This is a genomic window from Loktanella salsilacus, assembly GCF_900114485.1.
Lineage (GTDB): Bacteria > Pseudomonadota > Alphaproteobacteria > Rhodobacterales > Rhodobacteraceae > Loktanella > Loktanella salsilacus.
In genome coordinates, this window is sequence record NZ_FOTF01000029.1 from 1 (window position 1) to 13,716 (window position 13,716).

The window sequence follows — 13,716 nt, forward strand, 5'->3', positions numbered from 1 at the left end:
TCAATCCCACGGCCACACTCCAATCCTGCTTGATCAAGAGGGAAGTGTGACACTTCTACTTTGCAGATGTGAGACATTCTAACTTTGCGCGTACACGATCATTGCAAAGAAACGTAAATATGGCATAAGTTATCCTTCTCGAGCATTGCCTTAAAAGCTTAACCAAGTTCCCGCGCTGGAATGTTCCCCTTAAAATTGATTTTTTGTGAGACGTGCGCCGTCGCGGTAAGCGCAAACAGGGCGGCAGTTGTGAAAGCCGAGAGGCAGATGGACAGTTTGAGAAGGGTAGTACCGGCGTTTCAAACCGGCGCTAACGCTTGCGACGCCGAGATAATATAATACGTATTGGACGCGATGCCGGAGGCATTTCATGACGATGAACATCTGTATTTGTATGACATGCGCGCCGGCTGCATCCGTAACGGTATCCAAGCTGCGGCTCATGGCAGCGATCAGTGCTGCAGGTTTGACTGACATCGTATCCGTGTCTACTACCGCCTGCCTTGGCGCGTGTCAGACCCCGTCCTCGGTGGCACTCCAAGGCCAAGGTCGCGCTTCATATCTGTTCTCGGGCATATGCTTCGATACGGATATCGATGACTTGATCGCGACGTGTTGCACATATCTGAAGGCCCCAAGCGGATGGATCGAGGACGCTCGGCCATGTGGCAGATTGCGGTCGTGCTTGCGGGCCCGCATTCCTGCGCTGCCAGAGCAAGAAGGCTGACCCCTCGTTGCTTCAGGCAGGTTCAGCTTGCTCGCGGCGCCAGATAGCACCCGCGACGGAACCTAAGACCAACCACGTGAGCAATCCGACGCCAAGCGATCGGGCGGTGAAGAGTGCGGCCAATTCCATCGGTGCACTGCCTGTCAAAATATCCGGGAGCTGCGGGCCCAACAGATGCGGGACTACGAGAACCAAGACCGCCGCGGCCCATTGACCCGGCGTTTTGCCGAAAGCCAGAAGCCAGATGCCGAGCGCTGCGGACACCACAAATATCATCCACCATATCTGACGTGTAGCAAGATCGGTTTCGGTCGCCCCCGGCAACTGTGCGGGCAGCGAAAATGCCGGAGCGAGGATAACAACGGCAAAACCTGCGACGCCCCACAAGAGACCTCGCCGGGCATCTATCCGGTCGCCCGTCTGGCCGTAAAACGCCATCAGTGCGACAAGGATGAGACCATAGCCGCAATAGAGCATAACCATGATCATGATCGTCAGCGCGTTGCGCACCGTAAGGACAGCGCTGGTAGCCTGTTCTGATCCGGTCTCGAATGTTTCGGCGGAGAGTAGGATGTCCTGAACGAAGACAAGGTGAAGCAGGCCGGCTGTTGCGCCAGCGGCCGCACCGGCCAGCAATGCGGTCGTCAGAATGGGGCGCAGCATATTAGTGGCAGGGAAAGCCGGTCGCGTGGCGTACATCGTGTGCTGCATCGTGAATGGCACCAGCAGAGGCAAATCCGACGGATGCGATCAAAGCGAGGCCGAACGTCAGGGCCATGAAAATTGCGCGTGTGCCGCTTGCGTCGCGCGACTGCGATTGTACGAGGGTTGTCATAAGTCATTCTCCTTGCCGTCACACCCGACGGTCGGTTTGCATTGTGCCTGGCAGGTCTCCTGGCTCGCGGGTCGTGACGATCTGCTGGCCTTCCCCACATCATGGGATGTGAGTGGACAATTTAGCAGTCGCTCACCGCTTACAGTCGCGGGGGCGGCTCTGGCATTGGATCTCCATAGCGGATTGATCCTGACCAGATTCTCTATTCAGTTCCTGCACTTTGCGCGTTTGGAACACCAAGCAGTGTCACTAGACATAGCTGCGCTAGAAAATGCAATATCTGTTGCGCGAAATCGCTTCTGCTTCAGGCCAAGACAGGGCGAGGGGATCGTGCTTGGTGGGTCACCTTTTCCAGACTTTTCAGGATCGGGCAGTCGCGGCGATCATCGCCAGCGCAGGACGATACCGGATGCGACTAATCAGCGGAAAGCGCCAAAAGTCCCGTCTTATGCACGCTCTTAATGACTATTGTTTCGATCTAGCCTGAACATGTACCACAAAACCAACATCGGCACGAAAATCCATTGCAAGATTGGAGTCAAACCCGTGCCGATGATAGGTAGGACCGGCATGATCCCGTCGTACACCCAACGTCCGGTGATCTGGGTGTGGATATACTCCAAACCGATGGTCAGCAGCAGCCCTACTGCGAAAAATACCGCCGGAGCACGTAGGCTTGGGCGCGTGAACCACCTTCGACTTCGACCTACGAGTGCCGCACTCCAGAACGCTGAAAGAGCAATCGCCAGATCGCCTAGCGTTGCCTTCAAACAAATGAATATCCCGGCAAAATGGTCCACCTGACTCATGCTCGAGAACATGGGCGCTTGGAGGAACTCCCATGCAAAATGCCCTAAAAAGGACAACACGAGAAGATCAACTTCCGGAGGTAATTGGCGGACGTATGAACTTGGCAGCGTCATGTCTCATCTCTTCGAATTTGTGTTCAGAAATTTACGTGGAAGTTCGCCAAACTTGGGTCAAGGCTATGGCAAGAAAGACATGTCTGTTGATCGCGTGGCTGGAATCCCGTTTGGTACAATTTTTTGATACATCAGCCCGACCACGACGCTGGCTTGGTTTGCGATCATTTCGAAGTCGAGCAGCGATGGTTTGGGCTATATCAGGCCCGCCAATTACCGGGTCACCTTTTCCAGACTTTGCAGGATCGGACAGTCGGGGCGATCATCGCCGGCGCAGGACGAGACCAAATGCGACAGCGTCTCATGCATAGCCTGCAAATCGGCGATCTTGGCTTCGATCTGGATAAGGTGATCGGACGCGATGTTGCGGACGTCTGCACTGGCGCGCGCCTTGTCCTCCCACAGCGCTGTCAGGGCACGGCAATCTTCGATGGTAAACCCCAGCGCACGCGCTCGCCCCAAAAACACCAGCTTATGGACGTCGCTCTCACGGAAGGCACGATAACCATTTGTGTCGCGCAGCGGTTTAACCAGTCCAATTTCTTCGTAATAGCGAATGGTCTTAGCGGGTAGGTTTGCGCGGGTCGAGACTTCACCGATGTTCATGGTGTGGCTCCTATGCTGTTGCAGTGACAGGACGGGGTTGCGGTGTGGCCGGCGTGGCGATGACGGGTGCAGCCGAGGGCACACGCCGCAGGCGCAGCGCATTTGTCAGCACGAAGACGCTGGACAGCGCCATCGCCCCTGCCGCCAATGCGGGCGACAGCAGCGTGCCATTCAGCGGATAGAGTAGGCCCGCTGCCACCGGGATCAGCGCTACATTGTAGCCAAAGGCCCAGAACAGGTTCTGGCGAATATTACGCATCGTCGCACGGCTGACGGACAAAGCGTCGACGACCGCCCGCAGATCGCCGGACATCAGCACGACATCTGCCGTTTCGATTGCGACATCCGTCCCAGTGCCGATCGCGATGCCCACATCGGCGCTGGCAAGTGCCGGGGCATCGTTGATGCCGTCCCCGACAAAGGCGATGGCCCCATACGTGCTGCGCAGCCGGTCCAGGGCCGCAACCTTACCTTCCGGCATCACCTCGGCCACAATGTCGTCGATGCTGAGCACAGCACCAATTGCCCGCGCCGTGGCCGCGTTGTCGCCGGTGATCATTGCAACCTGCAGGCCCATATCATGAAGCGTCGCGATGGCGACGGCAGTGCCCGGCTTGACTGGATCATCCACGCCGAACAACGCCGCCAACTGGCCGTCAATCGCGACGTAGAGTGGTGAACGTCCGCGATTTGCGAGAGCGGTGGCAGAGGGTGCTGCGGTCATATCTACACACTCGCGTATCATCAGCCGGTCTGCCCCGACTAAGACCTTTCGACCCGCCACGGTTGCGGAGATCCCCAGCCCAGTGATCGATTGGAATGCCAACACTTCCGGGATGACCAGTTCTTGCGCCTGCGCGGCACGGACAATTGCGCTCGCGATAGGATGTTCAGAAGCGCTCTCCGCTGCCGCGACAAGAGCCAACACCTCGCCTTGGATGAAGCCGTCGGCCATGACGACATCGGTCAGCTCTGGCCGTCCGGCGGTCAGGGTGCCAGTCTTGTCGAGTGCCACGACTTGTACGCCTTGCAAGGCCTGCAAGGCATCGCCGCGCCTAAATAGAACGCCAAGTTCCGCGGCTCGCCCGGTACCCACCATGATCGACGTCGGTGTCGCCAGACCCATCGCGCAGGGGCAGGCGACGATCAGGACCGAGACGCCGGCGATGAGCGCGTGGGCCAGCGTGGGCGCAGGCCCCCAGATCATCCAGACGCCGATGGTCAGCCCAGCCAGCGCGATGACGGCGGGGACGAACCAGAGTGTAATGCGGTCCACCAGGGCCTGAATCGGCAATCGGGCGGATTGGGCGTCTTCAACCATGCGCACAATCCGCGCCAGAACCGTGTCCGCCCCCACGTGCGTTGCGCGGTAAACCAGTGCGCCGGTGCCGTTCACAGTGCCGCCGGTCACGGTCGCTCCCGCCTGCTTGTCGACCGGTGCTGGCTCACCAGAGATCATGCTCTCATCGACCCATGACGCACCTGAGGTGACTTCGCCATCGACCGCGAGCCGTTCGCCTGGCCGGACATGAACCAGATCGCCGACTGCGACATCGGCCACATCCACGCTGACTACCTGCCCATTGCGTTCCACTTGCGCCGTCTTTGGCCGCAACCCGATCAGCCGCGTGATAGCGGCCCCGGTTCGGCCTTTGGCCCGCGCCTCAAGCGTGCGACCAAGCAGGATCAAAACGACAATAACCGCCGCCGCCTCGAAATAGACGGCGCGTCCTTCGGGCGGCAGAAGGGTCGGAGCGAAGGTTGCGACGGTGGAATAACTCCAGGCGGCCGCAGTTCCCAAAGCAACAAGGCTGTTCATGTCTGGGGCACCGCGCAGCAGGGCCGGCACGCCCTTGCTATAGAACGACCGACCAGGCCATGCCAACACGAGGGTCGTCAGCACGAACTGAATGATCCAAGCCGTCTGCATTCCGATGTTGTTCGTGATCACATGGTGCATGGCGGGAAAGACATGTCCGCCCATCTCGGTCACAAAGACAGGCAGCGTCAGCACGGCAGCGATGGTCATGCGGCGTTGCAAATCTTGTGCCTCCGCATCCTTGCGGGCGGCGCGGTCCGTGGTGGCGTCGCCGGACCCGGCACCGCCATTGATGGTGGCGGGATAACCCGCAGTGGTCGAAGCTGCGATTAGATCCGCCGAGGTTGCCACGCCTTCAATGAAACGCACCTGCGCCGTCTCGGTCGCCAGATTGACCGACGCCGCCGTGACGCCTGGCACCGCTAGAAGTGCGCGTTCCACACGGCCGACGCAGGATGCACAGGTCATGTCCGCAATGGCCAGATCGACGACCGCATCCCGCGCGGGATAGCCTGCTTCCGACAACACCGCGGCCAGCCGGGCAGGGGGAACAGTGCCCGTGACCCGTGCCGTCTCGGTCGCGAGGTTCACCTCGGCCAGTGTCACTCCAGGTTCTGCCGCAAGAGCGCGTTGAACCCGCCCTACACACGACGCACAGGACATGCCGGTCACGGCCAATGTGATAGAGGAAATGTCTGACATGGGGGTGCCTCACGCTTTGGTTCAGCATCTCACATAAAGGTTCCAGTCAGGGGAAGGTCAAGAGTGCATTCCCTCGAATTGCGTTTGACCTTCCAGCGGGGGAAGCCCCCATATGAAATCAAGAGCAAAGGAGATTGCGATGACTATCTATTCCATTACCAACATGAGCTGTGGCCACTGTAAGGCGGCCGTTGAAAAAACGGTGCTGGGTTTCGACCCTAATGCGACCCTGTCGTTCGACATGCCTGCTCGCACGGTCGCCATTGACACTGGGCGCGACGACGCAATGCTTCGTGAAGCCCTGAAAAACGCCGGTTATCCGGCTGTAATGGCCTAACGCAAGCCGTCACGCCCAAGTGCGTCTTATTCTGACGACTGCGCCGCGCACCGGTGCGGTCGTTTGTTTCTGTGTAGAAGGTTTTAGCTATGACGCGCCGTTCTCTCGTTTCTCTTGTGGCGGGCATAACGCTCGGCCTGATCGGCAGTCCGGTCGTAGCGCAGGTATTTTCTACGCTGGCAGAAATCGACGTGCCCAGTACTGGCGTGGTCGAGGAGCCCTCGCTTGTGACGCTGGCGGACGGTCGCGTGATGATGTCTTGGACTGAACTGTCAGGAGACACCTACGCAGCCGTGGAGACGGCGATCTACGACGGTGCAACCTGGTCAGATCCCGTCACCGTTGCTGAAGGCAATGATTTGTTCATCAGTTATGCGGACTTTTCCTCTGCCGTAGGTCTACCAGATGGCCGTATCGCCGTCAGTTGGCTCCGGATGAACGGGGACTCATACTACGACTACGACGTTAATATTGCGATCTCGGATGATGACGGCAAAACGTGGGGCTCCCCCATCGTGCCCCACCGCGACGGTCTGGTGACGCAACATGGCTTCGTCACGCTGTTGCCCGATGCGAAGGAGGGGCTTCTCGCGATGTGGCTCGATGGACGGGCCTACGAGACCGGCGATACGTTCGGGAGCGATGGCGCGGACGCCGGTGCTATGCAACTGCGGGCGACGACTGTGAATGCCGACCGGACCCTGTCAGAGGATCTGCTGCTTGACGACATGACGTGCACCTGTTGCCAGACCAGCGCGGCCGTGACCGCAGATGGGACCGTGCTGCTGGCTTACCGTGACCGGACCGTGGACGAGGTGAGGGATATCTCTGTTGTGCGACGCGTGGACGGAACATGGACAGCCCCCAAACCGATCAGTGGGGATGGTTGGGAAATCGACGGATGTCCGGTGAACGGTCCTGCTATATCAACGAGTGGCGATTACGCATCACTGGTGTGGTTCACCGGTGCCGGCGGTGTGCCATCGGTCAAAATGGCCTTCTCGGATGATCAGGGTGCAAGCTTTGGACCTGCTCGGAAAATCGATCTGGGCGGGCCCGCCGGCCGTGTCGATCTATTGCAACTCAATGACGGATCGGCCCTGGTCAGTTGGGTCGAATGGACCGCGGCCGGCGAAGTGCTACTGACCTGCCGGGCGACCGCGACGGACGGCTGCGGAGATCCAATCGCCATTGCAGTCAATCGTACAGGAAACGCCATGGGCTTCCCGCGCATGACCGTTGCAGGTGAGGACGTTTACATCGCCTGGACTGAACCATCTACTGATGCTGCTGGGCGCTTAGATGGCGGCACTGCAATCCATGTCGCACGGGGACAGGTCAACTTAGCCGAATGATTATAGTTAGATAGGATTGAATAAACCGACTTTATAGGCAGGTTTTCCTTGTCCGCTCAGTGTAGCAAGGCCAGGATTACCCTGCCCGAAATGCATTGTTTTCTTGGTTTTGATCCAAAGTATTGGAGGCGTGCTGCTTGGCTCGCGGCCGGTGTTTATAGCTGAGGTCTCGTTGGTACGCGGCTCACATTCGCTGTGGTGAGCGGCATAAGCGCAAGACCGAGAATGCCAACACATGCGTACCGATCATCTGCGAATAACTGTTTAATAATTTCAAAGAACGCGGAAGTTTTCGACTGGTCTTACGAAAATGTGAACTCTGGTAAAATGTTGCCGCGGATTTGCGCCAGAGGGCTCCTGGCATAGATGATCAGGTCGGTCGGAAGCTTGTCGGAATGCCTCAGTACATTCTAAAATTGGAAAGATGGGATTGACGGACCATCGATCGAAAAATACATAGCACTCATGTTGAAGATAGCCGCCCTTTTGAAACTCCTGCGATGCGCCATGGTAATTGCCGTCGCTGCATTTTTGGCGTTTGGTTCAATGGCGGGTGCACTTTCAGCTCAAGAGCATGAACACGAACTGACGATATCATTTGCCAATATTGCCGAGCATGAAGCAAACGAAGCTCGTGCGGCATGCCCAGCCAACCATACCTCCGATACTCACGACAATGGTGACGGCAGCTGCTGCGTAGGAACATGCTCGACAATATTAGGGATGGCATCTCGTGTCGATGTACCGACGGGCCGCCTAACTTCTATTGATCCGTTTTATCTCGCTATGGCACCGCGTCACGCTGCTATCAGCTTTATCCGTCCACCTTCTCTGACAATCTGATCGCGGCCCGCAGGCGGGCCTGACTTCAGATATCGGTCCCTTGAAAATGAGGGTCCGCGATAGGCAGAGCAGGATATTTCGTGACTTTCAAATACTTATTCGTCGGGGCCATGCCCTTGGCGCTGTCCGCGTGCATGCCGCCGCCGACACCGCTGCCCGATACGGCTTATATTGCCGCACCAGCGACCGTTACAGTTGCTGCGCGCCAGACTGGATACGTAAATCCAATCCAAAACTATACCGTACGTCCCGTTGTAGATCCTGCCGATTGGCGCGAATCTAACAAGTCACAGGCGGGTCTTTAAATGGGTATGCTAAAACTGACAGTTATCGCATTTCCATTGGTTCTTGGGGCCTGTGCGACGGCACTCCCACCTGGGATCACCGCGCCGGACGCCGGCTTCTCTCTTGTCGCGGACAAGACGCGGGCAGCGACTGGCCGTAAGTCCGTCTGGCTACAGACCAGCGCACAATCACAACAGGTTGCGAAAGAAATCCATGCGCTGACGCATCGCAAAACCATTACAGCTGATACCGCAGTGCAAGTCGCTTTGCTAAACAACCGCGGCCTTCAATCTTCTTACGCAGCAGTTGGTCTCTCGGCAGCCGATATCTGGCAGGAATCTACACCGGAAAATCCCATTGTATCTGTTGGCTTGCTTGGAATTGGCGCGCCAGAACTTGGGCTATTTCGTGCTCTGGAATCGGCTGTAGCAGTAAATATATTGGATAGGCCGACGCGTAAACGCCGCGTGGCTGTCGCACAGGCAAACTTCCAACAGGCTCAGATGCAGGCCGTCGTAGACACGCTGACATTGGCCGCAGCGACGCGAACCGCATGGATCGATGCAGTCGCCGCGTTTGAGACGGTGACACTCCTGAACAAAGCATCGCAGGCGGCGGATGCGTCTTCTGAACTCGCCCAGCAGTTGGGCCAAACCGGTGCCCTGAATAGGTCCGGTCAAGCGCGAGAGCAGGTCTTCGACGCAGAACTTGCCGCCCAAACAGCAGAGGCCCGGCTTGCCGCATCTGTAGCGAAGGAAAAACTTACACGACTGATGGGACTGTGGGGCACGGAAGTGGATTACTTCGTACCAGACGCGTTACCTGCTTTGCCAAACGGGTTACGCGGCACAGGAGCCATCGAGGCGCAAGCGCTTCAGAACCGTGTTGACCTTCAGGTTGCTAAGCTAAGCCTCGCTGCAACGGCGCAAGCTTACGGGCTCACCGATGCGACCCGCGTACTGACTGACCTCGAGGTGATCGCGGGTGCTGAATTAGAGCGCGAAGTTGAGGAAGATGGCGACACTGAAACATCTGTGCTGCCACAGGTTGAGTTAGAGTTTCAAATCCCAATTTACGATAGCGGCAAGGCGCGGATGCGTAAGGCTGAATTGTCCTATCTTCAGGCAGCAAATTCTTTGGCTGAAACTGCTGTCGCTGTTCGCTCTGAAGCACGCGTAGCAGAGACCAAGTATCGCGGTACTCACGCCATCGCGAAACAATACCGCGACGTCGTTCTGCCGCTGCGGCGGATTATCAATGAGGAATCACTACTGGCCAACAACGGCATGATCACCAGTACGTTCGAGTTGCTTGCCGACGTCCGCGACGGACTGGGCAGCGAACTCAATGCGGCAGAAGCCAAGCACCAGTTCTGGTTGGCGGCAGCTGGCCTAGACGCTGCCATTTATGGTGGTGGCGGTGGGGCCGGCGGCGGAGATGCTGGCGGTGTTGAATTGGCCGCTGGTGGCGGCGCCGGACACTAACCCGAAACTCTCACAAAAGGAAAAGACAGATGATGAACAGACGTCAACTTTTGGGTACCGGAGTAGCCGGTGCAACCTTGGTATCTACAAAAGCATGGTCTCAGACCGATAACCGCAGCTTGCCCGAAGCAGCCTTAACAGACAACGCGGGGACACAAGCACCTTTGGTTCCAGTATCCGGCCCCGACTACAATCCGGTCGTCACACTCAACGGCTGGACGTTGCCGCACCGAATGAAGGATGGAGTGAAAGAATTTCACCTCGTCGCCGAACCCGTCGAAAGGGAGCTCGCGGAAGGTACGACAGCCTACCTATGGGGCTATAATGGCACCTCAATCGGGCCAACCATCGAGGCGGTCGAAGGTGACCGTGTCCGTATTTTTGTGACCAACCGATTGCCGGAGCACACGACCGTGCATTGGCATGGGCTGATCCTTCCGTCTGGAATGGATGGTGTCCAAGGGCTGAGTCATCCGGGGATCCCGCCAGGCAAGACCTTTGCATATGAATTTGACCTAATCAAATCAGGGACATTCATGTACCACCCGCATGCGGACGAAATGGTGCAAATGGCCATGGGCATGATGGGCATGTTTGTCGTCCACCCGAAGGACCCCGCATTCCGGCGTGTCGATCGTGACTTTCTTATCATGTTAAACGCTTTCGACATCGATCCCGGCACTTATATCCCCCGCGTAATGACAATGGCGGATTTCAACCTGTGGACTTGGAACAGCCGTGTTTTCCCGGGTATTGATCCGTTGGTCGTAAACAAAGGTGATGATGTACGCGTCCGTGTTGGAAACCTTACAATGACCAACCATCCGATCCACATGCACGGGTATGACTTCAAGGTGTCCTGCACCGACGGCGGCTGGGTGCCACCGGAAGTTGCCTGGCCTGAAGTATCGATTGATATCCCCGTGGGTGCGATGCGGGCCTTCGACTTCAAAGCCGAGCATGAAGGCGATTGGGCAATTCACTGCCATAAGTCGCATCACACAATGAATGCAATGGGTCATGATATTCCGACGTTCATTGGGGCCGATAAGACAAACGTGACCCAAAAGATCCGCCGCGTACAGCCAGAGTACATGCCAATGGGCACGGCTGGCATGGCAGATATGGGCGAGATGGAAATGCCGATCCCCCGAAACACCACACCGATGATGACCGGCTGGGGCAAGCACGGCCCGATCGAGATGGGCGGTATGTTTTCCGTCGTCAAGGTCCGCCCCGGCATCGCGTCCGATGATTATGCGGACCCCGGTTGGTACGACAACCCGCCGGGCACGCAGGCCGCCGAATGGACCGGCGATGTGCCGGAACCTATGCAGGTTGCCGATGCCGCAACACGCTACACCGAAAAGCCGGTGTCGCGCGGCTGACAAGCCTTTAGGCCCCGTCAGATAATCATTCCGAAATTTAGGCCAAATCCGGCCTGAACAGGCGGTCCCCCCGGCCGCCGCACATCCCCCACGACATGACAACAAACTGGAAAAACTATGAGCAGACTGACTATTCTCTCGACACTCACATTGCTGCTGGCCGCACCTGCCTTCGCGGCAGGCAGCCACGCCGATGGCCACGCCGACGTCATGGCCATTGGCAAACCCGGCGATGCGGCCGACATTGACCGCACCATCGAGGTGACGATGAGCGAAACAGACGACGGCGAAATGCTGTTCGCACCTCGCGATATGACATTCACCAAAGGTGAGACGGTCAAGTTCTTGATCACCAATGTAGGCGAACAGGAACACGAGTTCGTTCTTGATACACCGGCAAAGAACGAAGAGCACAAGGCCTTGATGGCGAAGTTTCCGGAAATGGAACATGCTGATCCAAATGCAATACGCTTGGCACCTGGTGCATCCGGCGAAATCATCTGGACCTTCGCAAACGCTGGTGAATTCCAATACGCCTGCCTGATCCTTGGTCACTACGAGTCCGGCATGCACGGACCGGTCGTTGTCAATGATGGCTCATCGACCGCACCTCTCGTCCAGAATGCAACCTTTACCAAAGGTTCTGTCAAGGAGCTGGACGCTGCAGCGGGCAAAGTGACCATCATTCACGAAGAACTTGTCAACCTTGACATGCCTGCAATGACGATGGTGTTTCGCGCCGACGAAGAAGTTATGGCCCGTCTTGCAAAAGGTCAAAACATCGAATTCGTCGCTGATCGTGTCGAGGGCAAACTGACTGTCGTCGAGCTGAAGTAACATATCAAAGTATGTGCTGAGTTTCTATCTCTAGCAATTGCTAGGGCAGACTAAATCTAAACGCTGAGTTAATTCAAGTAAAATACTGAATTCAGCAACCCACCAAAGGACTACAAGCATGAAAAATCTTACTAAATCCGCAATTATGGCTACCGTAATGGGCTTCATGGCGGCTTCTGCCTCGGCAGGATCGAACCTTATCCCAACGAGCAATTTCCGTGACTTGAGCCCCGCGGCTCAAAAAATTACTGATCAGAATATTGCCGCGCTCGGTGTCAAGCAAAGAAAGGGCGACACTATCACAATTGATGAGCAAATTGCCATTCAGTTGATTGTTATGGATCGTGGGTCTTTTGCGTCTAAGGCAAAACGGATCGATTTAATTGTAAACGGCGATAGCCGAAACCGGGGTCCCGGACTCACAGCTGACTTTTAATAATACTAAAGATTAACTTAAGATAAAGACCCGCATTTCTTTGCGGGTCTTTACTAGATAAAATCGCAGTTGGTATGCAAATCCAGCAGGATTTTATTTATCCATTCAGGCGTGTTAGATATTCCGAATAACTATACCGGCCGTAGTACGCAAACCACAAAGCTCGCCTAATAAATAAGTCTGCAAAAAGGGATAGGGTTTCCGTCAGCCGGCCTTTACTACCGATTCCTCAGAGCACTCGACATCGCTGTACGGGTAAGCTTCAACCTAAGTACACATCATCTTTATCAATACTTTTGTTTCGAAAAGGCAGTTGAGATTCAAAAAATACCACTCTAGTCTTAAGCTAGAAAATAAGATGGCGGTCAACCGCTTTGGTGGGGCTTAAGCGTCACAAAATTCTGGGCAGGATTTATTAAATGCAGTTATTCAATCGTCGCCAAGCGTCGCTGGCTATCCTCACAACTCTGGCTGCTTGTGGTAAAGGCAACTCCGTAAAAACCGCGCCAGCGCCGGTATTTAAGCGGTATGCTGGACCAGCAGTCACTCAAGTGGCTGTTTATAAAGACAAGCGACGCATGCATCTGCTCAGTGGCGACATGATACTGAAGTCCTACGATTTAGGTCTAGGAAATGCACCCGTTGGACAGAAGAAATTCGAAGGCGATGGGAAAACCCCGGAAGGATTGTACTATATTGATCGCTTCAATCCCCGTAGTAGGTATCACCTCTCGATCGGTATTTCCTATCCCAATCAAAGGGATCGGGCATATGCCGCCCAATTTGGCCGATCTGCAGGCGGTGAAATCATGTTTCATGGGCGAGGGCCCGGAGGTAATGTAGTAGCACCGAACAAATGGGATTGGACAGCAGGATGTATCGCCTTAACGGATACAGAAATAGAGGATGTATACGCAATGCTCAGAATTGGCGTGCCCGTCTGGATACACGCATAGTTTTTACTGCCGCTGTAGATATTAAACCTCTTTTGCGCAAAATCAGCACAGCGATCAAATAGGATGACATGTCCACTACGGATCTGCATGGCGGGCAACTTGGACCTCGGCGTCATACGCGGTTCCGCCACCGGACGTGGATGAAAGCCGCAGTCCGGACCTCGCGTAGTGAAGCTCTCGTTC

Annotated in this window: 14 protein-coding genes and 1 riboswitch; of the genes, 9 read left to right on the plus strand and 5 right to left on the minus strand. The window is 56.1% G+C overall.

The window, feature by feature from the left end; translation table 11 throughout:
• Positions 1 to 394: 394 nt before the first annotated feature.
• On the plus strand, positions 395 to 727 hold the full coding sequence (locus BM131_RS17320) for a DUF1636 family protein (RefSeq protein ID WP_090191530.1): 333 nt from the start codon (positions 395 to 397) through the stop codon (positions 725 to 727).
• A 12-nt stretch (positions 728 to 739) separates the two neighbouring features.
• Here the strand turns inward: BM131_RS17320 and BM131_RS17325 are convergent, their stop codons facing one another.
• The 5 genes from BM131_RS17325 to BM131_RS17345 all read right to left on the minus strand — a co-directional run bounded on the left by BM131_RS17325 (position 740) and on the right by BM131_RS17345 (position 5,612).
• Positions 740 to 1,390, minus strand: a complete 651-nt coding sequence (locus tag BM131_RS17325; RefSeq protein WP_175499429.1) for a CbtA family protein — start codon at positions 1,388 to 1,390, stop codon at positions 740 to 742.
• Position 1,391: 1 nt separating this feature from the next.
• Entirely contained in the window at positions 1,392 to 1,562 is a 171-nt protein-coding gene (locus BM131_RS17330; protein ID WP_090191482.1) for a CbtB domain-containing protein, read from the minus strand.
• Between the two features lie 32 nt (positions 1,563 to 1,594).
• Positions 1,595 to 1,818: riboswitch (cobalamin riboswitch) on the minus strand.
• A 202-nt stretch (positions 1,819 to 2,020) separates the two neighbouring features.
• Positions 2,021 to 2,485, minus strand: coding sequence for a hypothetical protein (locus BM131_RS17335; protein WP_090191484.1), 465 nt, complete (start codon positions 2,483 to 2,485; stop codon positions 2,021 to 2,023).
• Between the two features lie 213 nt (positions 2,486 to 2,698).
• Entirely contained in the window at positions 2,699 to 3,091 is a 393-nt protein-coding gene (cueR, locus tag BM131_RS17340) for a Cu(I)-responsive transcriptional regulator (protein ID WP_090191485.1), read from the minus strand.
• Positions 3,092 to 3,101: 10 nt separating this feature from the next.
• Positions 3,102 to 5,612, minus strand: a complete 2,511-nt coding sequence (locus tag BM131_RS17345; protein WP_090191487.1) for a heavy metal translocating P-type ATPase — start codon at positions 5,610 to 5,612, stop codon at positions 3,102 to 3,104.
• 139 nt (positions 5,613 to 5,751) lie between these two features.
• On the opposite strand from BM131_RS17345, the gene BM131_RS17350 reads away from it, so the two are divergent.
• From BM131_RS17350 to BM131_RS17385, 8 genes are all read left to right on the plus strand, one after another.
• The gene (locus BM131_RS17350; protein WP_090191489.1) at positions 5,752 to 5,949 is read left to right on the plus strand and encodes a heavy-metal-associated domain-containing protein; all 198 of its coding nucleotides are present in this window, start codon (positions 5,752 to 5,754) and stop codon (positions 5,947 to 5,949) included.
• Positions 5,950 to 6,038: 89 nt separating this feature from the next.
• Entirely contained in the window at positions 6,039 to 7,304 is a 1,266-nt protein-coding gene (locus BM131_RS17355; protein ID WP_175499431.1) for a sialidase family protein, read from the plus strand.
• Positions 7,305 to 7,769: 465 nt separating this feature from the next.
• Positions 7,770 to 8,147, plus strand: coding sequence for a hypothetical protein (locus BM131_RS20040; RefSeq protein ID WP_139222685.1), 378 nt, complete (start codon positions 7,770 to 7,772; stop codon positions 8,145 to 8,147).
• A gap of 305 nt (positions 8,148 to 8,452) precedes the next feature.
• Entirely contained in the window at positions 8,453 to 9,916 is a 1,464-nt protein-coding gene (locus BM131_RS17365; RefSeq protein ID WP_090191492.1) for a TolC family protein, read from the plus strand.
• Between the two features lie 29 nt (positions 9,917 to 9,945).
• Positions 9,946 to 11,304, plus strand: a complete 1,359-nt coding sequence (locus tag BM131_RS17370; RefSeq protein ID WP_090191494.1) for a multicopper oxidase family protein — start codon at positions 9,946 to 9,948, stop codon at positions 11,302 to 11,304.
• Between the two features lie 117 nt (positions 11,305 to 11,421).
• Positions 11,422 to 12,141 (plus strand): copper-binding protein, encoded by a 720-nt coding sequence (locus BM131_RS17375; protein WP_090191495.1) that lies wholly within the window; start codon positions 11,422 to 11,424, stop codon positions 12,139 to 12,141.
• 118 nt (positions 12,142 to 12,259) lie between these two features.
• Positions 12,260 to 12,577: a hypothetical protein gene (locus BM131_RS17380; protein WP_090191497.1), complete on the plus strand. Its 318-nt coding sequence runs from the start codon at positions 12,260 to 12,262 to the stop codon at positions 12,575 to 12,577.
• A 419-nt stretch (positions 12,578 to 12,996) separates the two neighbouring features.
• A complete protein-coding gene (locus BM131_RS17385) occupies positions 12,997 to 13,533 on the plus strand; it encodes a L,D-transpeptidase family protein (protein WP_090191499.1) in 537 nt (178 codons plus the stop codon).
• The last annotated feature ends 183 nt before the right edge of the window (positions 13,534 to 13,716 follow it).

Excerpts from the sequence above, each read along its gene's own strand:
- BM131_RS17320 (WP_090191530.1), top strand. The coding sequence starts at position 395 with ATGACATGCGCGCCGGCTGCATCCGTAACGGTATCCAAGCTGCGGCTC.
- BM131_RS17325 (WP_175499429.1), bottom strand. The coding sequence starts at position 1,390 with ATGCTGCGCCCCATTCTGACGACCGCATTGCTGGCCGGTGCGGCCGCT.
- BM131_RS17330 (WP_090191482.1), bottom strand. The coding sequence starts at position 1,562 with ATGACAACCCTCGTACAATCGCAGTCGCGCGACGCAAGCGGCACACGC.
- BM131_RS17335 (WP_090191484.1), bottom strand. The coding sequence starts at position 2,485 with ATGACGCTGCCAAGTTCATACGTCCGCCAATTACCTCCGGAAGTTGAT.
- cueR (WP_090191485.1), bottom strand. The coding sequence starts at position 3,091 with ATGAACATCGGTGAAGTCTCGACCCGCGCAAACCTACCCGCTAAGACC.
- BM131_RS17345 (WP_090191487.1), bottom strand. The coding sequence starts at position 5,612 with ATGTCAGACATTTCCTCTATCACATTGGCCGTGACCGGCATGTCCTGT.
- BM131_RS17350 (WP_090191489.1), top strand. The coding sequence starts at position 5,752 with ATGACTATCTATTCCATTACCAACATGAGCTGTGGCCACTGTAAGGCG.
- BM131_RS17355 (WP_175499431.1), top strand. The coding sequence starts at position 6,039 with ATGACGCGCCGTTCTCTCGTTTCTCTTGTGGCGGGCATAACGCTCGGC.
- BM131_RS20040 (WP_139222685.1), top strand. The coding sequence starts at position 7,770 with ATGTTGAAGATAGCCGCCCTTTTGAAACTCCTGCGATGCGCCATGGTA.
- BM131_RS17365 (WP_090191492.1), top strand. The coding sequence starts at position 8,453 with ATGGGTATGCTAAAACTGACAGTTATCGCATTTCCATTGGTTCTTGGG.
- BM131_RS17370 (WP_090191494.1), top strand. The coding sequence starts at position 9,946 with ATGATGAACAGACGTCAACTTTTGGGTACCGGAGTAGCCGGTGCAACC.
- BM131_RS17375 (WP_090191495.1), top strand. The coding sequence starts at position 11,422 with ATGAGCAGACTGACTATTCTCTCGACACTCACATTGCTGCTGGCCGCA.
- BM131_RS17380 (WP_090191497.1), top strand. The coding sequence starts at position 12,260 with ATGAAAAATCTTACTAAATCCGCAATTATGGCTACCGTAATGGGCTTC.
- BM131_RS17385 (WP_090191499.1), top strand. The coding sequence starts at position 12,997 with ATGCAGTTATTCAATCGTCGCCAAGCGTCGCTGGCTATCCTCACAACT.